This window comes from Mesorhizobium sp. WSM4816, assembly GCF_055811535.1.
In genome coordinates this window covers 49,281-74,429 of record NZ_JBVVQR010000020.1, presented here as the reverse complement: position 1 = coordinate 74,429, position 25,149 = coordinate 49,281, and the positions used below count along the sequence as shown (strand labels likewise).

Here is a 25,149-nt window from a genome sequence, read left to right as displayed (position 1 = left end):
TCAGCCTTCACCTCCTCCCGAGGGTTGACCACAAAAACGGCGCCCGCCGCACCTCCTCCCGCGGCGGGCGCTGTTTCCCCCAGGGCGAAGCAATTTCGTCCATCAGGCGAAAGGAATTTCGTCAAAGCCGACCTCCTCCCCGGCGATGGCGAATACGGTCGATCTTCACCTCCTCCCGAGGATCGACCAGCAAAACGACACCCGCCGGATCCTCCCCCGGCGGGTGTTGTTGTTTTTCAGGCTCGACGCACACTCTGAGAATCGTTCTGGGAATTCGTTCTGGCGAGGAAGTCCCTGTCGTCAGTCGAGCGCACCGCTTTCCAGCACGCCCCGCTTCTTCCACTGGCTGAGCGGAAAAATGTCCGGTGCGCCGCCCATCGGCGCATACCAGGAATCCACCACCCACTCGGTGCCCCTGCGGTCGCTGATCACCGCCGTCCAATGGGGATAGCGCCCGTCGACAAACAAGCCTCGCGAGGCCTTGTCCTCGACCTTGTGGAACCTGAGCAATTTTCGCGCGGCAAGATAGACCAGCAGCGCATGTGTATTGGTCGATTCGTCGACACAATCCATCTGGCCCCTGATGCGCGATGCGCCGAATTCCGACTGCGGCAGATCGCGAATGCCGGTGGCCCGGAAAATGCGCTGCTCGAAATAGCGAACAGCCTTCGAAATGGCGGCTCGCTCGGCTTGGGGCGAACCGGCGCCGGCACGCAGAATAGAGCGGAAACGCGCGCCGTCACCGGAGCCAAGCGCCAGCATCGTGCGATAGTTGCAACTGTAGCCGTGGCAGATGGGGATCCGCTTGGAAGCCGTCGCAGCCAGTTCGCCGGCGGCCGCTGCTCCGCCCACGCCGATCACGACTGTCAGAAATGTCGCTCTGGCAAAGATCCCAAGCATCCCGTCCATTCTCCGACAGTAGACGATTGCCGCGCTTGGCGGCAACAACGCCGCCGGCTCGCGTAATTGCAATCGCAGCTACAAAGGATTATTTCGGCGCTCATGAACAAGAAACCCATTCACGTCGTCGGCGGTGGCCTGGCCGGTTCTGAAGCCGCTTGGCAGGCGGCCGAAGCCGGCGTTCCCGTCGTGCTGCATGAAATGCGTCCCATCCGCGGCACCGATGCGCACAAGACGGATGGATTGGCCGAACTCGTCTGTTCCAATTCCTTCCGCTCCGACGATGCGCAGACCAACGCCGTCGGCCTGCTGCACGCCGAAATGCGGCTGGCCGGTTCGCTGATCATGAGCGCCGGCGACGCGCACCAGGTGCCGGCCGGCGGTGCGCTGGCTGTCGACCGCGACGGGTTTTCCGGAGCGGTGACAAAAAAGCTCGAAGCGCACCCGCTCATCACCATCCAGCGCGAGGAAGTGCCAGGCCTGCCGCCGGCGGATTGGGACCAGGCGATCATCGCCACCGGCCCGCTGACCGCACCTGGGCTCGCCCAATCGATCGCGGAAGTGACCGGGGCCGATGCGCTCGCCTTCTTCGACGCCATCGCGCCGATCGTCCATTTCGACACGATCGACATGGACATCTGCTGGTTCCAGTCGCGCTACGACAAGGTCGGACCTGGCGGCACCGGCAAGGATTACATCAACTGTCCGATGGACAAGGAGCAATATCTTGCCTTCGTGCAGGCGCTTGTCGACGGCCAAAAGACCGAATTCAAGCAATGGGAAGGCACGCCGTATTTCGACGGCTGCCTGCCGATCGAGATCATGGCCGAGCGCGGCGTCGAGACGCTGCGCCATGGGCCGATGAAGCCGATGGGGCTGACCAATGCGCACAATCCGTCGGTAAAGGCCTATTCCGTCGTGCAGCTTCGCCAGGACAATGCGCTGGGCACGCTCTACAACATGGTCGGTTTCCAGACCAAGCTGAAGCACGCCGAGCAGGTGCGCGTGATCCGCACCATCCCGGGCCTCGAAAACGCCGAGTTTGCCCGCCTCGGCGGCCTGCACCGCAACACCTATATCAATTCGCCGACGTTGCTTGACCAATCGCTGCAGTTGAAATCACGGCCCGGCCTGCGCTTCGCCGGCCAGATCACCGGCTGCGAGGGCTATGTCGAAAGTGCCGCCATCGGCCTGCTTGCCGGGCGCTTTGCCGCCGCCGAGCGGTTGGGCCACGCGCCGGCGCTGCCGCCGATAACCACAGCCTTTGGCGCGCTGCTCAACCATATTACCGGTGGCCACATCGTTTCCGACGACGAGCCGGGAAAGCGCTCATTCCAGCCGATGAACATCAATTTCGGCTTGTTCCCTCCGGTGGAAGCGCCGAAAGCCGAGGGAAAACGCCTGCGCGGCAAGGACAAGACCGTCGCCAAGCGGCGTGCTGTTACATCGCGTGCGTTGGATGATTGCCGGCAATGGCTAGGGCTGCCTTCGCGGGCGGAAGCAGCGGAGTAGCCTTTTCCGGTCTTGTCGATCAGTTGATCGGAGAGTAGGATATTATCCTACCTCGCCACAGGGAGCAATTCCATGGAGCCCGCCGAGAAACTGTCCGTCACCGTCACGCCCGCCATGGCGCGCATGATCCGCGAAAAAGTCGAGGATGGTACCTTTGGTTCGGCGAGCGAGGTCATCCGCGCAGCACTTCGTGCCTTCCAGCGCGAGGAGGAAGAGCATGCCGAGCGCATGGCGTCGATCAGGGCGCGCGTGAAGGCATCGATCGAGGATACAAGGCCCGCTGTTTCGCTCGAAGAAGCAATCGACAGGGTAAAGAGCCGGATTTCACAACGCGAGCGAGACAATGATGATACAGCGTCTCGCCGTCGCTCTTAGCGAAGAAGCTATTGCCGATCTCGAAGCGATGGCTGCCTACATCCTTGAGAGCAGCGGCAGCGAAAGCATCGCAAATGGTTTTGTCGATCGGATTAAATAACGCTGCCAGAGCATCGGCAATGCGCCTCGTGGTGGCCGGTCGCGCGATGACATTGCGCCGGGATTGCGGACAGTGCCGTTCGAGCACTCTGCCATCATCGCTTACGTTGTCGATTCGTCCGGCCAGCCTCGCGTCGCGCGGCGCAACAACTGAAAATGCCGGCGCCAGGCCGAGAGCCGCGCCACCTCGTTCAGAGGTGACTGACGAGAGCTTTCCATCTTGCCGAGATAGGAGCGCGACAAGGCCAGCGGCAAAAATGCTGGTCTGAGCGAATCCGGCAACGACGATGCACCGCTTTCGAAAGCTGCAAGATGTTCTTGCGCCAGCGCGATCATTGCGGCGACGGCGCGTTGTGCTCCAGGCCCGTCATCGCCTGCAACGAACTCCTCGGAAGACGATCCTGCCGCGGCCAGAATGTCGGCCGGGACAAAGCATTGCCCACGCTTGCGATGCAATGGCAGCAGCAGCAAAAGGCCGGTCATCGCTTGTGCGCAACCTGCCCTGCCCGCAAGTTCTGCGAAACGGGGCGCTTCGACGGGATCGAGCACCATCGCTGCAAGCTGGATGAGCGCCGCTGCTGTCTCGCCGCAATAGCCTTCAAGATCGGTGCGCGACGGCATGGGGTCGTCATAGAGATCGAAAATACGGGCTTCGAGCATGTTCTCGAAGGCGGGCTTCGGCAGGTGATGGGCGGAAATCGTCGCCTTCAACGCGTCGGCGACGGGATGGCCTGTGCCTACCCCGGCGTCCTCGGCGGCGATGACATCGCGCCACCATTGCAGTCGCACCTCGCCGGGCAGTGCCTCGCGGATACGGTCGCGAATGCCTGATATCTCGGCATTGAAGGCATAGAGCGAAAATAGCGCGTCACGCTTGTCTTCGGGCGCATAGAGCGCGCAAACATAGCGATCATGGTCGGCGGCGCGCACCGTTTCCATGACGATTTTGGCGTTTTCGCTCACGTCACTCGACGGCAATCAGCGCGGCGGCCACCGCACGGTTTTCCGCCAGGAGAACATTGTAGGTCCGCACGGCAGCACCAGTCGACATCGGATCGGCCGCAATGCCCGCCGCCTTCAACACAGCACGCAGCGCTGCCGGCAACGGCCTGAGATCCTTGCCGGCGCCGACCAGCAGGATCTCGACCTGGTCAGCCTCGTTGAGCAGCTTGGCGAAATCCGCCGCCGTCAGCGCCAGGGGATCAGCCGGCTCCCAGCCATAGATGCCCGACGGCAGGCACAGGAGCGAGCCGCGATGCGACATGTCGGCGAAACGAAACCCGCCATTGCCATAGGCCTCGATCGGCGCACGGCCGGGGAAATGCGCCTCACGGATGACAATGCCTTTGGTCATCCCGTTGGCCGCCCGTCAGGTTGCTATGGCTTTGCCGCCGCTCACCGGCTTCTCCACATCGGCCGTCGCGGTTTCCGGCCGCAGCTTGAACAGGATGAGCAATGGCGCAGCGATGAAAATCGACGAATAGGTTCCGAAGACGACGCCGAACAGCATCGCCAGCGTGAACGAGCGGATCACCTCGCCGCCGAACAGCACCAGCGCCAGCAGCGCGAGCATCGTTGTCACCGAGGTCAGCGTCGTTCGCGACAGCGTCTCATTGATGGCGTTGTTCAACAATTGCGGCAGCGGCATCCTCTTGTATTTTCGCAAGTCTTCGCGAACACGGTCATAGACGACGATCGTGTCATTGAGCGAATAGCCGATGATGGTGAGTATCGCTGCAAGCGACGATTGGTTGAATTCGAGACCGGTGATGACAAAGAAGCCGATGGTCATGACCACATCGTGGACCGTGGCGATGATGGCGCCGACCGCGAACTGCCATTCGAAGCGGAACCAGACATAGACCAGGATTCCGAGCAGCGCGATCAGCATGGCGATGGTGCCTTGCTTGGCAAGCTCGCCGGAAACCGTCGGTCCCACCACTTCGACGCGGCGGAAATCGTAATGGTCCTGCAACTCGCCACGCACCTTGTCGATGACGGTCTGTTCGGCGTTCTCGCCGCCCTCCTGCGTGCCGACGCGGATCAAGACGTCGTTCGGGTCGCCGAACTGCTGCACCTGCACTTCGCCGATATTGAGTTCCGAAAGCCTGCCGCGGATGTCGGCAATATCGGCGGTGCCATCCTTGGCCTGGACCTCGATCAGCGAACCGCCCTTGAAGTCGATGCCGTAATTGATGTCGACGGTCATGAACAGCACGACCGCCAGGATCGACAGCACGCTGGACAGCGCGAATGTCCAGCGGCGGATGCCCATGAACGGAATTCGCGTGCCCGGCGGGACGAAGGTCACCGGCGCGCGCGGCAATTCCTTCGGGCGGGCGCGGCGAAGCCAGATCGACACCAGCAGGCGGGTGAAGGTGAAGGCGGTGAAGACGGTGGTCAGAATGCCGATGGCGAAGGTTACGGCAAAGCCCTTCACCGGCCCGGTCCCGAGCCAGAACAGCACCACGGTCGCGATCAGCGAGGTGACGTTCGAATCGACGATGGTCGCCAGCGCTTTGGAAAAACCCGTGTCGATCGCCTGGATTACCGAGCGACCGTTTCGTCGCTCCTCGCGGATGCGCTCGTAGATGAGGACGTTTGAATCGACCGCCATGCCGATGGTCAGCACGATGCCGGCGATGCCGGGCAATGTCAGTGTCGCGCCAAGCAACGACAACAACCCGATGATCATCGCGACATGCACCGCCAGCGCGATGTTGGCAATGAAGCCGAGAAAGCCATAGGCCACGAACATGAACACGACGACGAGGATGGAGCCGATCACGCCGGCAACCTTGCCGGCGTGAATGGAATCCTCGCCGAGCCCAGGGCCTACCGTGCGCTCTTCGATCACCGTCAGCGTCGCCGGCAGCGCGCCGGCACGCAACAGCACGGCGAGATCGTTGGCGCTCTCGGCGGTGAAATTGCCTGAGATCTGGCCGCTGCCGCCAAGGATCGGTTCGCGGATCTGCGGCGCCGAAATCACCTGATTGTCGAGGATGATGGCAAACAGCTTGCCGACATTCTGCGAGGTGGCCTGGCCGAAACGCGCCGCCCCCTTGGAATCGAAGGTGAACGAAACCACCGGCTCATTGGTCTGGGAATTGTACGTCGCCTGCGCATCGACGAGATTTTCGCCAGAAACGATGACGCGGTTCTCGATCAGATAGGGAACTGGCGGATCATCCTGCGAATACAACACCGAGGATCCGGCCGGCGGACGACCGTTGAGCGCGTCCTGCACCGGCATCGACTGGTCGACCATCTGGAAGGTCAGCTTGGCGGTCTGGCCTAGAATGTCCTTCAGCCGTTGCGGATCCTGCAGGCCCGGCACCTGGACCAGAATGCGGTCGTCGCCTTGGCGTTGCACGATCGGCTCGGTGGTGCCGAGTTCGTTGACGCGGCGCTCGACGACTTCGAGCGACTGCGCCAGCGCCGTCGACGTGCGATACTTGATGCCGGCATCGGTGAAGGCGAATTTGAGCAGGCCGGGCTCGGTATCATCCAGCGACATTTCCTGGACGGAGCCGCCGCTGAACAGGCCGGCGGCCACCGGGTCGGTCAATGTCTTCAGCGCCGTCTTGGCGGCTTCGACCTGACCGGGATCTGTGATGCGGACCTGCACGGCCCGGCCTGATCCGGCAAGGCCGGTATAACCGATCTTGGCATCGCGCAGCCGCGTCCTGATTTCGTCGCGCGTCGTCTCCAGCCGATCCTTGATCAGATCGTTCGGATCCATCCTGAGCAGGATATGCGAGCCGCCCTGCAGATCGAGGCCGAGCGTCATCTGGCGCTTCGGAACCCAGTCGGGAAGCCTGGCGAGCGTGCTTGCCGAAAAAAGATTGGGCGCAGCCAGGATCACTGTGGCGGCCACGGCCAGCCAGATCAGGATCATCTTGAAGCGCGAGAAATAGAGCATATGGCGTCGTCCGTCACGGCATTCGGGCGGATCGTTCCGCCTGGAATTGGGTTATTTCTAGGCGCTCTGGTTCGCCACTGGCTCGCCGTGGTCCGCACAAAGGTTGATGTCGAGCTAAAGGCAGTTCACTTTGATGCTGCCATCGGGCTTTCTTCAACTATTGTCAATCTTGCCGGCATGGGACCAGCGCGCAATGGCATCACGAGATCGTTGGCGCCCCGTGATACCGGCGGCCAGCCAGATCAGGTTCGTCCTGAAGCGCAAAATACAGCAAATGGCGTTTGTCGGTCTGGGCGTATCCGCAGATCGTTCGCCGACAATCGGTTATTTCTTGGCGTTCTGGTTCGCCACTGGCTCGCCTTTGACGCGCACATCGGCGATCGTCGAGCGCAGCGCCGTTACCTTGGTGCCACCGCCGAGATCGATCTCGAGCTCGTTGTCATCGATGACCTTGGTCACCTTGCCGACGAAACCGCCGCCAGTGACGACCGTATCGCCGCGGCGCACCGCCGCCAGCATCTCGCCGCGCTTCTTCAACTGCGTGCGCTGCGGCCGGATGATCAGAAAATACATGATCACGAAAATCAGGACAAACGGCAAAATGCTGATGAACATATCCGGGGAGGTGCCGACGCCTTGGGCATATGCCGGTGTCACGAACATCGAAGTACTCCTGAATTTTGAAAAACAGCCGCCAAACGGGTAATTTGGCGGCCCCGTGAAATTTGGCCGGAATATAGTCGGTAAAGTTGCCAATGCAACTGCGGCCGAGCATTTCAGCTGCTTTTCCGGCTGGTTGAGCCGTGTTAGAGCATGGTCCCGAAAGATGGAGCGCGGTTCTCGAAAAAGATCGTGCCCTAACAAAAGGTTGGAGCCGGTTCCGAAACCGCCGGAATCAATAGGTTCCGTTGCTTCGTGAATGCAAAGACAAAAGACAAGAATGACCGACAGCACCATCGAAGCCCTGAACAGGAAGCTCGACCGCCTGATCGAGGCGGTCGCCGGCCTCGCCCCGCCTCCGGTGCCGGAAACCGATCTCGGCGGGGCCGACTGCTTTGTCTGGCAGGCTGATCCCGGCTATCTGGAGCCGGTGCGCAAGGTCAACCGCGTCGACATCGGTTTGATCCGCGGCGTCGACCGCGTCCGCGACATACTGGTCGACAACACCGAGCGTTTCGCCTCCGGTTACGCAGCCAACAACGTGCTGTTGTGGGGCGCACGCGGCATGGGAAAATCCTCGCTGGTCAAGGCCGTGCATGCGGCGGTCAACGCATCGGCAAAGCTGGACCTGCCACTCAAGCTCATCGAGATCCACCGCGAGGACATCGACACGCTGCCGAAGCTGATGGCGCTGCTGAAGGCAGCGCCTTACCGTTTTATCCTGTTTTGCGACGACCTCTCATTCGACCACGACGACACGTCCTACAAGTCGCTGAAGGCGGCGCTCGAAGGCGGAGTCGAGGGCCGCCCGGCCAATGTGATCTTCTACGCCACGTCGAACCGGCGCCACCTTTTGCCGCGCGACATGATCGACAATGAGCGCTCGACCGCCATCAACCCGTCGGAAGCGGTCGAGGAAAAAGTCTCGCTCTCCGACCGTTTCGGCCTCTGGCTCGGCTTCCACAAATGCTCGCAGGACGAGTATCTCGACATGATCGACGGATATGTCCGCCATCATGGACTTGCCATCGATCCCGAGACGCTGCGCGCCGAGGCGCTGGAATGGGCGACGACGCGCGGCAGCCGTTCGGGCCGTGTCGCCTGGCAGTACACCCAGGATCTGGCAGGCCGGCTCGGCAAGTCGCTCCAGGATTAGCCCATGATCCCGAACCGAAGGTCAGCGTAGCAAAAAGTGGAGCCCGGTTTTCAGACAAGATCATGGTCCGGAAAAGCCCCTGAAAAAGCCCGCCCCTTGCGGAGCGGGCTGAGCCGGCGGGCCGGACTGGAGGTCAGGCGGCCCGCAATCGCTTTTCTTGTTCTATTCAAGATAGGTCGAAGGATCGACTTTCTTTATTCAAGATAGGTCGAAGGATCGACCGGCGCCGAATTCTTGCGCACTTCGAAATGCAGTTTCGGCGAGTCGGTGGTGCCGCTCATGCCGGACTGCGCGATTTCCTGGCCGCGCTTGACCTTCTGGCCGCGCTGGACCTCTATCGAACGGGCGTGACCATAGACTGTGACCAAACCGTTCTCGTGGCGCACCAGCACCGTATTGCCGAATTCCTTGAGGCCATCGCCGGCATAGATGACGACGCCGTTCTCGGCCGCCTTGACTGGTGTTCCTTCCGGCACGGCGATGTCGACACCGTCCTTGCCGCCGCCGAAACTGGAGATCACGCGGCCGCGCACCGGCCAGCGCATCTTGCCAATACCGGTGGCGTTCGGCGCGACCGCGTCGTCGTCCTCGGCCTGCTGGATGACCTTTTCCTTCTTCGGCGGCGTGTAGGCGGCGAGCGTTTCCGACGGCGTCGTCTTCGCCGCAGGCGGGGTGGTGGCAGTCGTTACCGGATCGACCTTTGCCGGCTTGGCGTTGGCAACTGTCGCGGTTCCGCCGGCCGGCACCTTCAATGTCTGGCCGATCTTGAGCAGACCGTCCTGCATGCCGTTCGCCTGCTTCAACGCAACCACGCCGACGCCGGTCTTCCTGGCGATGGCCGACAGCGTATCACCCTGCTGCACGGTGTAGGCGCCACCGGCACCAGCCGCCTTGGGTGCGGCGTCCTTCGGCTGGCTTGCTGCGGCCGATGCATCCACCTGCGCGGTGGACTTGCCCTCCTTGAGCTTGGGCTGTTGCGGCAGCACGGCGACCATCTCCGGCGCCTTGGCCGGCACATCGTGTTTGGTGTCGTTCGCAGGCTTGGCGCCGGCAAGCTTAGGCGCCGGTTTCTTGCCCGAATAGGCATAGGCCGGGATGACGATCTTTTGGCCGGTCTTCAGCCCGTTGGTCGCGCTTAGCCCATTGACCTTCATCAGGGCGTCGGCGGGCACGCCGTAGCGCCGCGACAGGCCGGAAATGGTCTCGCCGTCCTTGACGATGATCTCGGCTGCACGCGGTTCGCCGCCCGCCGTCGCCATGCGCGGAGCATCGGGCTGTGACTCTTTGAACGGCTTTGCCACGGTTCCGGTCGCGGTCCGGTCGACCCGGGGAGCGGCTGGCGCCGAAGCGGTGCGAACCGGACTGGCGGCGGGCGCCGACGCGGTAGCCGGCTGCGCCTGGTCGACCGGCGGCAATTGCTGCGTCGTGACCGGTTCGAGGCTTGAACGGCTTACCGACTGGGTGTGGCTGCCGTCGAGCGGCGCGGTCGAAACCGCGGCGGCATCGCCGGGATAGGGCTGGGCGGCGTCCTGCTTGTCGATGATGGCGCGCTGGTTGTTTGTCGACGACGTGAAGACATCATCGACGCTGTTGAACCGCGAGACCTGGGAGCTGCATCCCGCCGTAGTGCCCGCAACCATCAGGACGGCGATACCCCGCGCCAGGTTGCGTCCGTTTGCCTTCAAAATACTGAATTGCATCGCATTTACCCGCAGATACCCGGTACAGACTGACCGTGATTAAAGCGCGTTAATGTTACCGGCCGGTTAAACCTCTAGAATCAGACGCAAATTTTCTTAAAATGTTTAAAGCTGCATTGGACGGGCGTGATTGAGCTGAGGCAAGCCGGAGACGGACCAGACAGGTGAGTTGCGGGCATCACCTGAATATCGACAGATCCTAGATGACGGCGGCCACGCTGCGCAGGATCGGCTGCAGGCGTACGAGACCGATGTCCTCGCGTTCGAAGCGGCTGCCGACCTTGGTCAGCTTGGCCAGCACCTGCTCGCCCTCCTCGGGTCCGATCGGGGCGATGACGATGCCGCCGCTCGACAATTGATCGAGCAGGAAGCGCGGCAGGCTGTCGAAGGCCGCCCACGCGACGATACGGTCGAACGGCGCTTCATTGGCCAGTCCGTTGGAGCCGTCCGCTTGGCGCACGATGACATTGCCGATGCCGAGCGCCTCGAAGCGCTGTTTGGCCTGCTCGACCAGCGTCTTGTAGCGATCGATTGTGACGACGCGCGCGGCGAGCCGCGACATCACCGCCGCCGTGTAGCCCGACCCGGTGCCGATCTCGAGCACCCGGTTGCCCGGCTCGATGGCAAGTGCTGCGATCACCGCAGCCTGCAGATCGGCGCCCTCGATCGCCTCGCCGCATTCGATCGGTAGCATGCGGTCCGACCAGGCGATCGGGTGGAACTGTGCGGAAAGGAAGCCGCGCCGCGGCGTCGCCTCGAAGGCGGCGATCAGCGCCTTCGGCACCACGCCCTTGCCGCGCAGGCGGAGCAGGAAAGCGGCGAAGCCTTCACGGTCATCGACCGTCGGACCATGGTTCAGGTTCATACGAGCGCCTTGGTCAGTTGATCGCGAATTTCATGCGCCGTGAGATCGAGCTGCAGCGGCGTCACCGACACCAGCCGGTTGCGCATGGCATGGAGATCAGTGCCTTGCTTGCCCTCGACCGGCTCGCGGCCGAAGCGCAGCCAATAATAGGGAAGCCCGCGGCCGTCGCGGCGCTCGTCGACCCACAGGCTGTGGACGAGCTTGCCTTGCGCGGTGACCACCGTGCCGGCGATCTCTTCGGGAAGGCAATTCGGAAAATTGACGTTAAGCAGCACGCCATCCGGCAGCGGCATGGCGACCAGTTTTTTGAGCAGCGCCGGCGCCAGCGCCTCGGTGGTCTCGTAAGGGACGAGGCGATCCTCGCCGACATAGGAATAAGCCTGGCTGAGTGCGATCGAGCGCACACCGAGCAGCGCGCCTTCCATGGCGCCGGCAACGGTGCCCGAATAGGTGACGTCGTCGGCGATGTTGGCGCCGGAATTGACCCCGGACAGGATCAGGTCTGGTGCTGCGGGCAGGATTTTTTTTACGCCCATGATGACGCAGTCGGTCGGCGTACCGCGCACGGCAAAGTGCTTTTCGCCGATCTTTCTCAGGCGCAGCGGCTCCGAGATCGACAGCGAATGCGCATAGCCGGACTGATCCTGCTCCGGCGCCACCACCCAGACATCGTCCGACAGCGTGCGGGCGATGCGTTCAAGCGATGCAAGGCCCTCGGCATGGATGCCGTCATCATTGGTCAGGAGGATGCGCATTATCTCGATTCGATCTTTTCCAGACCGCCCATGTAAGGCCGAAGCGCTTCAGGAATGGTTACGCTGCCATCCTCATTCTGGTAGTTTTCGATGACGGCAATAAGGGCGCGGCCGACGGCGGTGCCGGAACCGTTCAGCGTGTGGACGAAGCGGTTGCCCTTGCCGTCCTTGTCCTTGTAGCGGGCATCCATGCGCCGTGCCTGGAAATCGCCACAGACCGAGCAGGACGAAATCTCGCGATAGGCGTTCTGGCCCGGCAGCCAGACCTCGATGTCATAGGTCTTGCGCGCGCCAAAGCCCATGTCGCCGGTGCACAGTGTCACGGTGCGGAACGGCAGGCCGAGCCGCTTCAGCACTTCCTCAGCGCATTCGGTCATCCGCTCGTGCTCGGCAAGCGAGGTGTCCTGGTCGGTGATCGACACCAGTTCGACCTTGTAGAACTGGTGCTGGCGCAGCATGCCACGCGTGTCACGCCCGGCCGAGCCCGCTTCCGAGCGGAAGCACGAGGTCAGCGCGGTATAGCGCAGCGGCAGTTTTTCATGCGGCGTGATGTCTTCGCGCACGAGATTGGTCAGCGGCACTTCGGCGGTGGGAATGAGGCCAAGCCTGCCGTCCCCATGCGGGGCGAAGAACAGATCCTCCTCGAACTTCGGCAGTTGCCCGGTGCCGAAAAGAGCTTCGTCGCGCACCATCAGCGGCGGCTGGATCTCCTCGTAGCCATGCTCGGTCGTATGCAGGTCCAGCATGAACTGGCCGAGCGCGCGTTCCATCCGTGCCAGTCCGCCCTTGAGCACCGTGAACCGCGAACCGGACAGTTTCGCCGCACGCTCAAAATCCATCATGCCGAGCGCTTCGCCGATCTCGAAATGCTCCTTCACCCAGTTCGGGCGGGCCGGCACCTTGCCGACGGTGCGCTTGACGACGTTGTCGTGCTCGTCCTTGCCGACCGGCACGTCGTCGAGCGGCACGTTGGGCAGCACCGCCAATGCGTCGTTCAGCGCCTTGTCGAGCTCGCGTTCGCGCGCCTCGCCGTTCTGGATGAAGGCCTTGATCTCGCCGACCTCGGCCTTCAGTCTTTCGGCAAGGGCGCCGTCGCCCGAGCGCATGGCGTTGCCGATTTCTCTCGAGGCGGCGTTGCGGCGCTCCTGCCTGGTCTGCAGCTCGGTCAGATGTTCGCGCCGCGCCTCGTCCCCGGCGATCAGATCATCGACAGTGGACTGCGCCTCCGCAACCGGCCACGAGCGCTTCTGGAGCGCCTCGACAAGGGCCTTCGGATTGTCGCGAATCCATTTGATGTCAAGCATGGTCTGTTCGTCCTCAAGTAGGCTAGAGGGGGCGTAAACCGCATCCTTGACCGATGCAAGATGTGAAGATCGAGTTCCCTCGCGCCCCGCGCTGTCCCGCAAACCTGAAGATAACGGCGATGCCGCTAGGTCGATGACGCGTCCGCCGGCTTTTCGGCCGCCGCTTCCGCAGCCTCCCGCTTCTCGCGCGCCAGACGTTCCCGTTCCTTGCTGCGCTCGATCAGCCGGGCCGACCAGATCGAGACCTCGTAGAGAAGGATCGTGGGAACGGCCAGGCCGATCTGGCTTATCGGGTCGGGCGGCGTCAGAATAGCCGCGACGACGAAGGCGATGACGATTGCCCATTTGCGCTTTTCGACCAGCGCCTCGGACGACAGCATGCCCACCCGCGTCATCAGGCTGGTCACCACCGGCAACTGGAACACCAGCCCGAAAGAGAAGATCAGCGTCATGATCAGGCTGAGATATTCCGACACTTTCGGCAGCAGCGAAATCTGCACCTGGTCGTCGGTGCCGGCCTGCTGCATGGCGAGGAAGAACCACATCACCATCGGCGTGAAGAAGAAATAGACCAGCGAAGCGCCCATCAGGAACAGGATCGGCGAAGCGATCAGGAACGGCAGGAAGGCGTTGCGTTCATTCTTGTAGAGGCCGGGCGCGATGAATTTGTAGATCTGGGTGGCGATCAGCGGAAAGGCGATCACCATGCCGCCGAACATCGCCAGTTTGACCTGGGTGAAGAAGAATTCCTGCGGCGCCGTGTAGATCAGCTCGACCTTGTGCGGGTCGAGCCCGGCCCATTGCGTCGCCCATTTGAACGGGATGACCAGCAGGTTGAACAACTGCTTGGCGAAGAAGAAGCAGAACAGGAAGGCGACGAAGAACCCGCCGATCGACCACATCAGCCGCCGGCGCAACTCGATCAGATGCTCCATCAGCGGAGCCGCCGACTTGTCGATCTCGTCCTTTTCCGAAATGCTCACTTGGCGGCTCCCGCCGTCTTTTTGGCGGCTGCGGCCGGCTTCTTCACCGTTGCTGCTGCGGGCTTCGGCTCGGCCTTTTTAGCCGCGGTCTTTGTCACAGCAGGTTTTGCCGCTGGCTTCGCTGCGGCCTTGGAGGCCGGCATCGCTTTCGCTGGCGCCGCCTCCGTCTTCGCCGCCGAGGCCTTTGGCGATGTGGCCGGCGCCGCCGTCGCGACAGGCGGGGTCACCGAACCATCGGTCATCGCCGGAAAGGTCGGCGCCGCCGGCGCCGCGTCCGGGGCATCGACGCCCGGCAGCACCGTCGCGCCATTGTTCAGCGCGGTATCCTGCGGCGTCGAAGCAGCCGGCGCGACCGGGTCTGCGGCCGGCTTCGGCTTCATCACCGCGTCGACGCCTGAACGGACGTCGGCCGCCGCCTGCTCGAACGGGTTGAGCTGTTTCCTGATCTCGGCGGCCGGGTTGAGGCTTCTGAGTGAATCGACCGACTTCTTGACGTCGTCAAGCTCGGCCTCCTTCAGCGCATCGTTGAACTGTTTCTGGAAGTCGGCGGCCATGCCGCGCATCTTCGCCGTCGTGCGGCCAAAAGTGCGCAGCATCTTGGGCAAATCCTTGGGCCCGACGACCACGATCATGACGATCGCGATCACCAGCATCTCGGTCCAGCCGATGTCGAACATGGCGATACGTTCCGACTAAAGTTTTGGGCTCAGCTCTTGCTGGCCTTTTCCTTCGCTGCCGAAACGGTTTCGTCGGCACGGTGCTCGACGGTGCGCTTGTCCTCGGCAACCTCGTCGTCTGCGATGCCCTTCTTGAAGCTCTTGATACCCTTGGCCATGTCACCCATGAGCTCGGGAATCTTGCCGCGACCGAACACCAGCAGCACGATCACCAGCACGATCAGCCAATGCCAAATCGAAAATGAACCCATAACAATCTCTCTCGAAAGTTTTCTCTGACGATGATCTATGCGCTTTCGCGCCGGGATTCAAACACAACCGCGACAGAGTTTATAAATGAGTGGCCGAAGTCACGCAGTTTCGGCGCCTCAGCCCGCTACCTATCGGCGCAGCCGCTAAATACCATCGCTTTCGGCACGTCGTTTGCGGTCAATCTTCCTCGACGCGCGGCGTCAACAGGCCGAGTTCCTCAAGGTCGATGTCGGTCAGCGGATCCTCGTCATCGGTCAGCACGTCCGGGTCGGCCGGCGGCATCGGAATGGAAAAATTCGACGGCATGCGGCCCGAAAGCAGCCCGGCACCCTTCAATTCCTCCATGCCTGGGAGATCGCGGATCTCCTCCAACGCGAAATGGTCGAGGAAGATGTCGGTGGTGCCGTAGGTAACGGGACGGCCGGGCGTGCGGCGCCGGCCGCGCATCTTCACCCATTCGGTCTCCATCAGCGTGTCCAGCGTGCCCTTCGAGGTCTCGACGCCTCTGATATCCTCGATCTCGGCGCGCGTCACCGGCTGGTGGTAGGCGATGATCGCCAGCACTTCGAGCGCCGCACGGGAAAGCTTCTTCTGCTGCACCGTGTCGCGGCTCATCAGGAAAGCGAGATCGCCGGCGGTGCGGAACGCCCAGGCATCGCCAACGCGCACCAGATTGACGCCGCGCCGCGCATAAATCTGCTGCAGTTCAGCCATCGCCGCGGCAATATTGATGCCGTCGGGCAGGCGCCCGGCAAGCTGCTTTTCGCTGACCGGCTCGGCGCTGGCGAACACGATCGCCTCGGCCATGCGCACGGCCTCTGCCATATGCAGCCGCTCGCCAGGATTCTGGGACAAGTTCTGGGCCTGACTTTCTGCCGGCACCTCGGCGAGCACGCCGTCTTCGGTCTCGTCGTCGACCTTGAACGGAATGACCGAAGCGTTGGTGCGCTCGCTCATGATGCCACCTCAACTGCCCTGATGCCTTGCGCACGACCGCGCAGATAGAGCGGCGCGAACACGTCGTCCTGCCGCATTTCCATTTTGCCTTCGCGCACCAGTTCCAGCGTCGCCGCAAACGAACTGGCAATCGCGGTACGCCGATCGTCCGGGTCGGTCAGATATTCGACCAGGAAACGGTCCAGCGCCGTCCAGTCGGCAAGCGTGCCGATCAGCCTGTTCAGGATGTCGCGCGCATCCTTGAGCGACCACACACCGCGCCTGGCGATCGTCACATTGGTGATCGCCTGCTTCTGGCGTTGCGCCGCATAGGCGGTCAGCAGATCGTAGAGCGAGGCCGAATAGGCGTTGCGTTTCTCGACGATGACCATTTCCGGCATGCCGCGGGCGAACACGTCGCGCCCGAGCCGATTGCGATTGACCAGGCGTGCCGCCGCGTCACGCATCGCTTCCAGACGCTTCAACCGGAATTGCAGCACCGCCGCCAGTTCCTCGCCGCTTTCACCGTCGTCGCCGGGTTGCTTGGGGATCAAAAGCTTCGACTTGAGAAACGCCAGCCACGCCGCCATCACCAGATAGTCGGCGGCAAGCTCCAGCCTGAGCGCCCTCACCTTTTCGACGAAGGCCAGATATTGCTCGGCCAGCGCCAGGATCGAGATGCGCGACAGATCGACCTTCTGGTTGCGGGCAAGATGCAGCAGAAGATCGAGCGGGCCCTCGAAACCGTCGACATCGACGACCAGCGCGGGATCGCCGGTCAGCCGCGAATCGTCGTTCTCGGCCCAAAGACGGTCCATCGGTGCGGCCTTGCCGGCCTTGCTGTCCAATGTTTCCGCCACTTCCTGTCGCTTCCTTTGCTTCTAACTTCGTGTTTGACCGTGATCTGTTCCGAAAAACCGGCTCCCACCGTTCGGGATCATGATCTAGGCCACCGCATCGAAATAGGTGGCGAATTCGGCGCGTATCTCGGTTTCATCAGCCCGATCGCGGTTCTTGATATAGGTCAGCGCCCGTTGCGCGCGTTGCAGCGACGCGCCTTCAAGCCCCGTTGTGCGCGACGCAATGCCGACCATCTCCTCGAAAACGCCGTTGCAGTGAAGGACCAGATCGCAGCCCGCCGCAAGGATGGCCGCCGCCTTTGTCGGGAAATCCCCAGAAAGTGCCTTCATCGAGGTGTCGTCGCTCATCAGCAGCCCGTCGAAACCGATTTCGCCGCGGATGATCTCGTCGATGACCTTGCCGGAGGTGGTGGCCGGGTTCTTCGGGTCGATCGCGCTGTAGACGACATGCGCCGTCATCGCCATCGGCAAATGATTGAGCTCCCTGAACGGGGCGAAATCATGCCGCTGCAAGTCGCTCATCGAGGCATCGACGGTCGGCAGTTCGAAATGCGTGTCGGCAAAGGCCCGTCCATGCCCGGGAATATGCTTCATCACCGGCAGCACGCCTCCCGCCATCAGGCCCTCCGCCGCGGCGCGGCCCAGTTCGATGACGGCACGAGGCTCCTTGCCATAGGCGCGCGCGCCGATGACGTCGCTGGCGCCCTCGATCGGCACGTCGAGCACCGGCAGGCAATCAGCCGTGATGCCGTAGCGCAGCAGGTCGAAAGCATGCAGCCGCGCCATCAGCCATGCTGCGCGGTTGCCGGCATCGTGGTCGTTGCGCCACAAGGCGCCGAGTGCGCCACCGGCCGGATAATTCGGTGCCAGCGGCGGCCGCAGGCGCTGCACACGGCCGCCTTCCTGGTCGATGAACACTGGGGCGTCCGGGCGCTCGACACAATCGCGCATCGCGGCGACCAGATCGCGGATCTGCTCGGCCTCGCCGATGTTGCGGGCAAACAGGATGAATCCCCACGGGCATTCGCTGCGATAGAAACTGATTTCGTCGCGTGTGAGCGATTTCCCGGCGCAGCCAAGGATCATGGATTTTGATTCGGTCATGGGCGGGAGTTTAGAGCTTCACGCAGACAAAGGGAATCGCATCGAGCCACATCGCTCGGGCCGGAATCCCTTCCACACCAGGAACTCCTTCCACCATAGAAAACCGGCGCGTTCTGTGACCGCGCCGGTTCTTTCGGCCCAAGGGCGGGAGATTTGAAAATGGTTAGCGCGACACGAAACAGTTGCCGCCGGCAGCCTTGTAATTGGTGCACAGGCTGATCGCATCGTTGCGCGACTTCGCCGGGACGCGAACGCGATAGAACGTTCCCTTGCCGGCGATCTCGGCCTTGACGATGTTGGCCGTGTGGCCGGAAAGCACGCTGCCATAGCGACGCTGCAGATCCTGATAGGTCGACTGGGCGCTTTCGACGGTCGGCTGCGAGGCGATCTGCATCGACCACGAGCCACCGCCGGTCGAGGCCGCCGCCGGACTGATGGACGCAACCTGGTCGGGCTTGACCTCACCGACGACGTCGACCGGCTGGTCGGACGGACGCTGCGGCGCCACCGGAACCGTCGCCGGCGTGTTGGCAGGCTGGTTGGTTTGGGCTTCAGCCTCAGCCGTGGGCACGGCGGCCAGATTGACTGCTTCCGGCGCGGCGGTTTCGGCCCGGTCGCCGGCCGCTGGGTCGCCCACCGGGTCGCCGCCCAACAGGTCGCCACTTGCCTGGTCGGCAACAGACGCTACGGTACCGGTCTGCGCCGCTTCGCCGGCCTGACCCGCCGGGGCCACAAGCTGCGGCGCCGGATCGACAGGCTCGACGGCAGCCACCTGCGATGCAGCAGGCGCCGGATCCTCGCGCGCAACCAGTGAACCATCTGATTTGACGACCATGGTTCTCACCTTGCGTGGCGCAACGGCGACGACATCCGGATCGATGCCCTGCTCGGACTCTTGCAGAACCTGGGCGATACGATCCTCGGACTTGGGTGCCGGCGCGGCGGCGTCGGCATTCCCGGCCGCTTGCGTGCCGCCGGCCGCTTGCGTGCCGCCGACCGCATCGGCGGCTTCAGCCGTGTCGATGTCGTCGGGCGTAAGATCGACCACACGGCTCTGCGGCGGTTCCTTGGCCGCCACGTCCACCGGCTCTTCGGCGTTGGTGACCAGTTTTTCCTGGACCGGTTCGGCAGGCCTCGCGCCCCCCTTGGCCACGGCGTCGTAAACCTTGTTGTCCTGGTTCGGCACGACGGTGCCGCCCGGGTTTTCCGGCCTGACCTTGATCGGTGCGTTGTCCGCCTTGACGATGACCGGCGCATCGGTGCCGCCGTTGCCGCCGAAAGACAGCGCGAAGGCGCCGAGACCGCCGGCGATCGCCACGGCGCCGACGACTGCGGCGACCAGCAGGCCGCGGCTCCGGGGCCTCGCGGCATTCTGCTCGGCCAGGCCTGGAACCGACATGGCCTCATCCAGTTCGGGGTCGTAGTCGAGTTCGTCCAGGGCAAAGTCGTTGGCTTGCGCTTGCGAAACCGGCCGGCCGCTGGGCAAGTCGCCCAGATCAAAGCCGCTGGCAGCATCGGCGTAAGACGCACTGACGGGGGCTTCTGCGGGTCTCGCCGCATAGGTCCGCGTTTCAACGCGGTCGGGCTCATAGCCTGACTGGAACCCGGCCGCTGACTGGAACCCTGCCCCCGGCTGGGGTCCGGCCCCCGGCTTGAATCCGGATTTGTAGGATTCGTCGTCATACGCCGTGCTGCGCGCCGGGCCGGCAGCGACGTCCACGGCATTCATTTCCGAGAGAAGGTTGGCGAACTCGGTATCGAGATCGTCATAGGCAGGCGCCGGCGGTGCGTCTTCATTGACGTCGAGTTCCGGAATATCGAGGTCGTCCGCCAGCGCTACGACGCGCTCGGGCACATCGACTGTCTCGACATCGGGCATCTCGTCATATGCAAAGGCTTGTTCGCTTTGATCGGGCGCAGGTGCCGCATTGGCGGCATCGTCTTCGGCCGGCTCATCCTGATAGGCCGGCTCATCCTGATGGGCCGGCTCATCCTGATAGGAGGGTGCCGCAGCGGTTGGCGGTGTTTCTGTGATCGCCGAAGCCGTCGGCTGGGCTGCAAAGGCAGGCTGCGGCTGTGCGACCGGCGTTACGCGGCTCCACGAACGGGCCGGCGCAGGCGCGGCGGAGGGTGCCGTCATCCAGCTGAGCGAATCATTCGGATCCTGCTGTGGAGCGGTGGCCGCAACGTCATCGCCATGATCCAGACCGATGTCCTTGGCGAAGGCGGCGTGCAATGCATCGTCGTCGAAATCGATATCAGCCGGTCCGGCAGCATCTTCAGCGCCGAAATCATGGCCCACGAGCCCGTCGAGGAGAACGGTGTCGAGATCGGCGTCGGCGGCCTGGACCGCGTCTTCATTCGACTGCTCCGAAAGGTCTTGCTCGTCAAGGCTCCCGGCCAGTTCGTCGGTGGGATCCACTGGTTCGTCGGCGGCTTCTCCAGCCGCGGCTACAGGTTGCTGAACCATGGCGGCCGCGGACGCTGCCACCGGGGCAGCCCGTGCGCTCATGGTGCCCAACAGCGCGTTCAATTCGTCTTCGAGGCTCCGCTCCTCAGCGACGGCAGCTGGCGCCGTCGGTTCGGCTGCAACGCCGGGGGCCTGAGTAGCCGGCTCCTCGGCTTCATCGGCAAGCGTGTCGTCGAAGCTCAATTCAAGATCGTCGTCCAACGCATATTCCGGGGTCGCGGCGGAAGGCTCGTCGTCGTTGGCGGCGATAGAATCCGGCTCGTCAATTTCTGGCTCGTCGACTTCGACCGGCTCAGCCGTGCGAATGTCGAAATCCATTTCGACGTCATCCATGGCGACGTCGGCCATAGTGTCGTGGTCGGCAAAGTCCTCGTCGGACTCATCCGAAACGGCCCAAACAGCCCCAGCTGGAGCCTCGACAGCGGCCTCGATCGGCTCATGCTCGTCGAGCGTCAGCTCGTCTTCGAGCGAGCTTGCGACGGCGTTGTCGAATTCATCGTCGTCGAACGCGGGTTCGGCGGCCGGCGTGGCGATGTCGGCGGCTTCGGCAGCCTGCTCCACCTGCACGTGCTCGTCGAGCGTCAGTTCGTCTTCGAGCGAGCTTGCGACGGCGTTGTCGAATTCATCGTCGAAGGCGGGCTCAGCGGCCGGCGCGGCGGTGTCGGCGCCGGTATTTTGTTCGTCCGCCGCATCGTCGTCCAGCCGGAAATCCTGTTCGAGCGACGCAGAGAGTTCGTCGTTTACCGGCAAATCGTCTTCGAACGGCGACACGTCTTCGAGCGAACTGGCGATCGCATGGTCAAAATCGTCGTCGAACGCCGCTTCAACAGCCGGCGCGGATACTTCGGCAACACCGGAACCCAGGTCGGCGGCGGCAACGGCATGGGCAGTTTCGTCCGCCGTGTCGTCGTCCAGCCGGAAATCCTGTTCGAGCGACGCGGCAAGCTCGTCGTTCCCAAGCTCGTCGTTCCCAAGCCTGTCGTCCACCGGCAAATCGTCTTCGAATAGCGACACGTCTTCGAGCGAACTGGCGAGCGCTTCGTCGAAATCGTCGTCGAAAGCAGCTTCAGCAGCCGAGGGAGTTCCGGCAACGCCAGAGCGCACATCGTCGGCAGCAATGGCAACGGCGGTTTCGTCTACCGCATCGTCGTCGAGCAGGAGATCCTGTTCGAGCGACGCGACAAGCTCGTCGTCGATTGGGTCAGTAGCAGCCGCGTCGAAAGCCGGCTCGCGAAGCTCGGCTGCGCCGTCATTGGCGTCGCCGCCGAATTCGCCCATCAACTCCTTCTCGAGGTCGATGCCGAAATCGCCGTCCGCTGGCTGACTTGCTGCAGCCGCCGTCGACTGGGCCTGCGGCTTGACCGGCTGGCGCGGGTCGAAGCCCATGATCCTGGTCAGTTCCGCGAACGGATCATCGTTGGCGATATCGTTTTGGGCGGCTGCTTTCAGCTGGGTTCTGTCTGCCATTATTGTTCCCGAACTCGCACTCATTCGGACGCCGTTGACGTCGCGCAGGGTTGGCCCTTACCAGCGCAATGTGGGCAAAAGGTGACAGGTTTTTTAGTCAAACCTAACGCATTTCGGTGGGCGCATCGGCTCCGATCAGCGTCAGGCCGGACGTCAAAACGTCCGAAACAGCCTGCACCAGCCCTAGTCTGGCATGGGTCAATTGTCGGTCGTTAACCTTAACAAAACGTAAGTCGGGATTTTCGGTGCCGCGGTTCCAATGTCCATGGAAGCTGGAGGCGAGATCGTAGAGGTAGAATGCCAGCCGGTGCGGCTCGAGCGCAAGCGCCGCGGATTCGATCAGCCGCGGATATTCGGCAAGCTTCCTTATCAGGCCGATCTCGCCTTCGTCGGTCAGCGAAGCGGTGGCGGCGGCCAGCCGATTGCGGTCGAAATTGGCCTCGCCCAGCTGTTCGCTCGCCTGCCGGAACACCGAATGGCAGCGCGCCGAGGCGTACTGGACGTAGAACACCGGATTGTCCTTCGACTGCTCGGTCACTTTGGCGAAGTCGAAATCGAGCGGCGCATCGTTCTTGCGGTAGAGCATCATGAAGCGGATCGGGTCGCGACCGACCTCCTCCACCACTTCGCGCAGCGTTACGAAATCGCCCGACCGCTTCGACATGCGCACCGGCTCGCCCTCGCGAAAAAGCTTTACCAACTGGCAAAGCAGCACGGTGAGCTTCACCTCGTCGCCGGAAATCGCCCGGGCGAGCGCTTCCAGGCGCTTCACATAACCGCCATGATCGGCGCCAAGCACATAGATCAGCTCGACGAAACCGCGATCGACCTTGTCCTTCAGATAGGCGACGTCAGCGGCAAAATAGGTGAAAGTGCCGTCCGACTTGACCAGCGCCCGGTCCATGTCGTCGCCGACCGCTGTCGAGCGGAACAGCGTCTGCTCGCGATCCTCCCAGTCGTCCGGCTTCTCGCCCTTGGGCGGCGGCAGCTTGCCCTTGTAGATATGGCCCTTGAGGGTCAGGTCGTTGATCGCCGAGCGGATTTTCCGGGCGTTGTCGGCGTGCAGGGTGCGCTCCGAGAAAAAGACGTCGTGATGCACATTGAGCAGCGCCAGATCCTCACGGATCATTGCCATCATCGCGTCGATCGTCCTGTCCTTGACAATGGCAAGCGCTTCCTCATCCGGCATCTGCAGCAAGGAACGGCCAAATTCGCTTACCAGAGCCTGGCCGACCGGCACGAGATAGTCGCCTGGATAGAGCCCGGCAGGAATCTCGCCGATGTCGTCACCGAGCGCCTCGCGGTAACGCAGCATGGCGGAGCGGCCGAGCACGTCGATCTGCGAACCAGCGTCGTTGATGACATATTCCTTGATCACGTCATAACCGGCGAAGGCCATCAGATTGGCGAGCGCATCACCCACCACCGCGCCGCGGCAATGGCCGACATGCATCGGTCCGGTCGGGTTGGCCGAGACATATTCGACATTGGCCTTCTTGCCGCCGCCAACGGTCGAGCGGCCGTAATTGCGGCCTTCGCCGAGCAGCGCAGTCAGATGCACCTGCCAGAACGCGTCCTTGAGCCTGAGATTGACGAAGCCCGGACCGGCAACGTCTGCAGCGGCGATGTCCGGGTCGGCGTGCAGCGCTTGCGCCAGCCTTTCAGCCAGTACGCGCGGCGGCTGGCCGGTCGGCTTGGCCAGCACCATTGCCGCATTGGTCGCCAGGTCGCCATGGCTGGCGTCGCGCGGCGGCTCGACGGCGACGCGCGACAAGTCCAGCGAACCGCCGTCTTTGTCTTTCAAATCAAGCGCTTCGACGGCCTTTATAATTCGCGCGTTGAAATCGGCGAAGATATTCATTGGTGTGGCCCTGGCTCTGGCGGCTTTGCGGGAATCCGGTCTATTGGCCGGCAAAATCGAGCCCCGCCTAGCTTAATTCAGGCGTATGGTCAAACAAACGGCGGTGTTCCTTCAAAGCGTAGGTATCCGTCATGCCCGCCAGGAAATCGGCGACGCTGCGCGCCTTGATGCGATCATCAGCCCGGTCGAGCCCTTCGCGCCAGCCATCGGGCATGGCGCGCGGATCGGCGAAATAGACCTCGAACAGGTCGTTGACGATCTGCTCGGCCTGGTTGCGCACGCGCACGACTTCGCTGTGTCGATAGAGATGCTTGTAGAGAAAGGCTTTCAATTCCTCTTCGAAAGCGGCCATTTCGGCTGAAAAGGTCACCATCGTCTCGCCTGCCGCCCTCACCGCGTCGGCGCTGTCCGGCCTGATGCGGGCCAGATTGGCGGTGGTGGAGACGATGACATCCTCGACCATCATCGTGATCTGCCGGCGCATCAGTTCGTGCCCTGTCCTCACATCGTCCAGCGCCGGATAGCGCTGACGCACGCCGTCGAGGATCGAGCCGGGCAGCGAAACCTTTTCCAGCATGTGCAGCTTCAGAAGGCCCGACCTCAGGCCGTCATCGATGTCATGGCTGTTGTAAGCGATGTCGTCGGCGATCGCCGCGCACTGCGCCTCGATGCCGGCGAAGCGGTCGAGCTCGAGGTCGTGCAGCTCCGAATAATCGCGGATCGCTTGCGGCACCGGCCCCTTCAGCCCGTTTCCGCTGGCGTCGGTCACCGGTCCGTTGTGCTTGACCAGCCCCTCCAGCGTCTCCCAGGTGAGGTTCAGCCCGTCGAATTCGGCATAGCGGCTCTCCAGCCGCGTCACCACGCGCAGCGACTGTGCATTGTGGTCGAAGCCGCCCCAGGCCGCCATCTTCTGGTTCAGCGCATCCTCGCCGGTATGGCCGAAGGGCGTGTGGCCGAAATCGTGCACCAGCGCCACCGCCTCTGCCAGGTCCTCGTCGCCGCGCAGCGCCCTCGCCAGGGCGCGCGCGATCTGCGCCACCTCGATCGAATGCGTCAGCCGGGTGCGGTAATGGTCGCCCTCATGCGCGACGAACACCTGCGTCTTGTGCTTGAGCCGGCGGAAGGCCGTCGAATGGATGATGCGGTCGCGGTCGCGCTGGAACGGCGTGCGGGTCGGGCTCTCCACCTCGTCGAACAGCCGCCCGCGCGACTTTGCCGGATCGCAGGCATAGGCGGCGCGCGGCCGATAACCAAATCCGATGTCGCCCAACTCATTTGTCATCGCCCCAAC

Annotated in this window: 22 protein-coding genes; 4 read left to right on the top strand and 18 right to left on the bottom strand. The window is 63.0% G+C overall.

What is annotated here, in order from left to right; all coding sequences use genetic code 11:
• Positions 1-300 precede the first annotated feature (300 nt).
• Complete coding sequence (locus tag AC0L3H_RS20725; RefSeq protein ID WP_473586735.1) at positions 301-900, bottom strand: hypothetical protein; 600 nt, start codon at positions 898-900, stop codon at positions 301-303.
• Positions 901-1,002: 102 nt separating this feature from the next.
• Here AC0L3H_RS20725 and trmFO point away from each other — a divergent pair, with 102 nt between their 5' ends.
• The 3 genes from trmFO to AC0L3H_RS20710 all read left to right on the top strand — a co-directional run bounded on the left by trmFO (position 1,003) and on the right by AC0L3H_RS20710 (position 2,887).
• A complete protein-coding gene (gene trmFO / locus AC0L3H_RS20720; protein ID WP_473586734.1) occupies positions 1,003-2,412 on the top strand; it encodes a methylenetetrahydrofolate--tRNA-(uracil(54)-C(5))-methyltransferase (FADH(2)-oxidizing) TrmFO in 1,410 nt (469 codons plus the stop codon).
• A 72-nt stretch (positions 2,413-2,484) separates the two neighbouring features.
• Positions 2,485-2,787 carry a type II toxin-antitoxin system ParD family antitoxin gene (locus AC0L3H_RS20715; RefSeq protein WP_091596942.1) on the top strand — a complete coding sequence of 101 codons (303 nt, stop codon included), beginning with the start codon at positions 2,485-2,487 and terminating at the stop codon, positions 2,785-2,787.
• On the top strand, positions 2,759-2,887 hold the full coding sequence (locus AC0L3H_RS20710) for a hypothetical protein (RefSeq protein WP_473586733.1): 129 nt from the start codon (positions 2,759-2,761) through the stop codon (positions 2,885-2,887). The genes AC0L3H_RS20715 and AC0L3H_RS20710 overlap by 29 nt, the downstream gene beginning before the upstream one ends.
• A gap of 101 nt (positions 2,888-2,988) precedes the next feature.
• Here AC0L3H_RS20710 and AC0L3H_RS20705 read toward each other — a convergent pair whose 3' ends face one another.
• The 4 genes from AC0L3H_RS20705 to yajC form a co-directional block, all read right to left on the bottom strand.
• Complete coding sequence (locus AC0L3H_RS20705; protein WP_473586732.1) at positions 2,989-3,849, bottom strand: phytoene/squalene synthase family protein; 861 nt, start codon at positions 3,847-3,849, stop codon at positions 2,989-2,991.
• 1 nt (position 3,850) lies between these two features.
• Positions 3,851-4,240, bottom strand: coding sequence for an Mth938-like domain-containing protein (locus tag AC0L3H_RS20700; protein WP_023802563.1), 390 nt, complete (start codon positions 4,238-4,240; stop codon positions 3,851-3,853).
• A gap of 15 nt (positions 4,241-4,255) precedes the next feature.
• Positions 4,256-6,808 carry a protein translocase subunit SecDF gene (gene secDF, locus AC0L3H_RS20695; RefSeq protein ID WP_473586731.1) on the bottom strand — a complete coding sequence of 851 codons (2,553 nt, stop codon included), beginning with the start codon at positions 6,806-6,808 and terminating at the stop codon, positions 4,256-4,258.
• A gap of 324 nt (positions 6,809-7,132) precedes the next feature.
• Positions 7,133-7,471: a preprotein translocase subunit YajC gene (gene yajC / locus AC0L3H_RS20690; protein WP_023802565.1), complete on the bottom strand. Its 339-nt coding sequence runs from the start codon at positions 7,469-7,471 to the stop codon at positions 7,133-7,135.
• A 277-nt stretch (positions 7,472-7,748) separates the two neighbouring features.
• Here yajC and AC0L3H_RS20685 point away from each other — a divergent pair, with 277 nt between their 5' ends.
• On the top strand, positions 7,749-8,624 hold the full coding sequence (locus AC0L3H_RS20685) for an ATP-binding protein (protein WP_473586730.1): 876 nt from the start codon (positions 7,749-7,751) through the stop codon (positions 8,622-8,624).
• 194 nt (positions 8,625-8,818) lie between these two features.
• Here AC0L3H_RS20685 and AC0L3H_RS20680 read toward each other — a convergent pair whose 3' ends face one another.
• The 13 genes from AC0L3H_RS20680 to AC0L3H_RS20620 form a co-directional block, all read right to left on the bottom strand.
• Positions 8,819-10,324: a peptidoglycan DD-metalloendopeptidase family protein gene (locus AC0L3H_RS20680; protein ID WP_473586729.1), complete on the bottom strand. Its 1,506-nt coding sequence runs from the start codon at positions 10,322-10,324 to the stop codon at positions 8,819-8,821.
• 199 nt (positions 10,325-10,523) lie between these two features.
• Positions 10,524-11,189, bottom strand: a complete 666-nt coding sequence (locus tag AC0L3H_RS20675) for a protein-L-isoaspartate(D-aspartate) O-methyltransferase (RefSeq protein ID WP_287178033.1) — start codon at positions 11,187-11,189, stop codon at positions 10,524-10,526.
• On the bottom strand, positions 11,186-11,944 hold the full coding sequence (surE, locus tag AC0L3H_RS20670; RefSeq protein WP_473586728.1) for a 5'/3'-nucleotidase SurE: 759 nt from the start codon (positions 11,942-11,944) through the stop codon (positions 11,186-11,188). Before surE ends, AC0L3H_RS20675 begins: the two co-directional genes overlap by 4 nt.
• A complete protein-coding gene (gene serS / locus AC0L3H_RS20665) occupies positions 11,944-13,248 on the bottom strand; it encodes a serine--tRNA ligase (RefSeq protein WP_473586727.1) in 1,305 nt (434 codons plus the stop codon). The genes surE and serS overlap by 1 nt, the downstream gene beginning before the upstream one ends.
• Positions 13,249-13,373: 125 nt before the next feature.
• A complete protein-coding gene (tatC, locus tag AC0L3H_RS20660; protein ID WP_051407946.1) occupies positions 13,374-14,183 on the bottom strand; it encodes a twin-arginine translocase subunit TatC in 810 nt (269 codons plus the stop codon).
• Between the two features lie 44 nt (positions 14,184-14,227).
• Complete coding sequence (gene tatB / locus AC0L3H_RS20655) at positions 14,228-14,908, bottom strand: Sec-independent protein translocase protein TatB (RefSeq protein ID WP_473586726.1); 681 nt, start codon at positions 14,906-14,908, stop codon at positions 14,228-14,230.
• A gap of 29 nt (positions 14,909-14,937) precedes the next feature.
• Positions 14,938-15,159 carry a twin-arginine translocase TatA/TatE family subunit gene (locus AC0L3H_RS20650; protein WP_023802572.1) on the bottom strand — a complete coding sequence of 74 codons (222 nt, stop codon included), beginning with the start codon at positions 15,157-15,159 and terminating at the stop codon, positions 14,938-14,940.
• Between the two features lie 178 nt (positions 15,160-15,337).
• Positions 15,338-16,117 (bottom strand): SMC-Scp complex subunit ScpB, encoded by a 780-nt coding sequence (scpB, locus tag AC0L3H_RS20645; RefSeq protein WP_091596919.1) that lies wholly within the window; start codon positions 16,115-16,117, stop codon positions 15,338-15,340.
• Positions 16,114-16,914 (bottom strand): segregation and condensation protein A, encoded by an 801-nt coding sequence (locus tag AC0L3H_RS20640; RefSeq protein ID WP_473586750.1) that lies wholly within the window; start codon positions 16,912-16,914, stop codon positions 16,114-16,116. Before AC0L3H_RS20640 ends, scpB begins: the two co-directional genes overlap by 4 nt.
• Positions 16,915-17,040: 126 nt before the next feature.
• Positions 17,041-18,060: a beta-N-acetylhexosaminidase gene (nagZ, locus tag AC0L3H_RS20635; protein WP_473586725.1), complete on the bottom strand. Its 1,020-nt coding sequence runs from the start codon at positions 18,058-18,060 to the stop codon at positions 17,041-17,043.
• A 163-nt stretch (positions 18,061-18,223) separates the two neighbouring features.
• Positions 18,224-21,997 (bottom strand): SPOR domain-containing protein, encoded by a 3,774-nt coding sequence (locus tag AC0L3H_RS20630; protein WP_473586724.1) that lies wholly within the window; start codon positions 21,995-21,997, stop codon positions 18,224-18,226.
• Between the two features lie 103 nt (positions 21,998-22,100).
• A complete protein-coding gene (gene argS / locus AC0L3H_RS20625; RefSeq protein ID WP_473586723.1) occupies positions 22,101-23,858 on the bottom strand; it encodes an arginine--tRNA ligase in 1,758 nt (585 codons plus the stop codon).
• 67 nt (positions 23,859-23,925) lie between these two features.
• A complete protein-coding gene (locus AC0L3H_RS20620) occupies positions 23,926-25,140 on the bottom strand; it encodes a deoxyguanosinetriphosphate triphosphohydrolase (protein ID WP_473586722.1) in 1,215 nt (404 codons plus the stop codon).
• Positions 25,141-25,149: the final 9 nt, after the last annotated feature.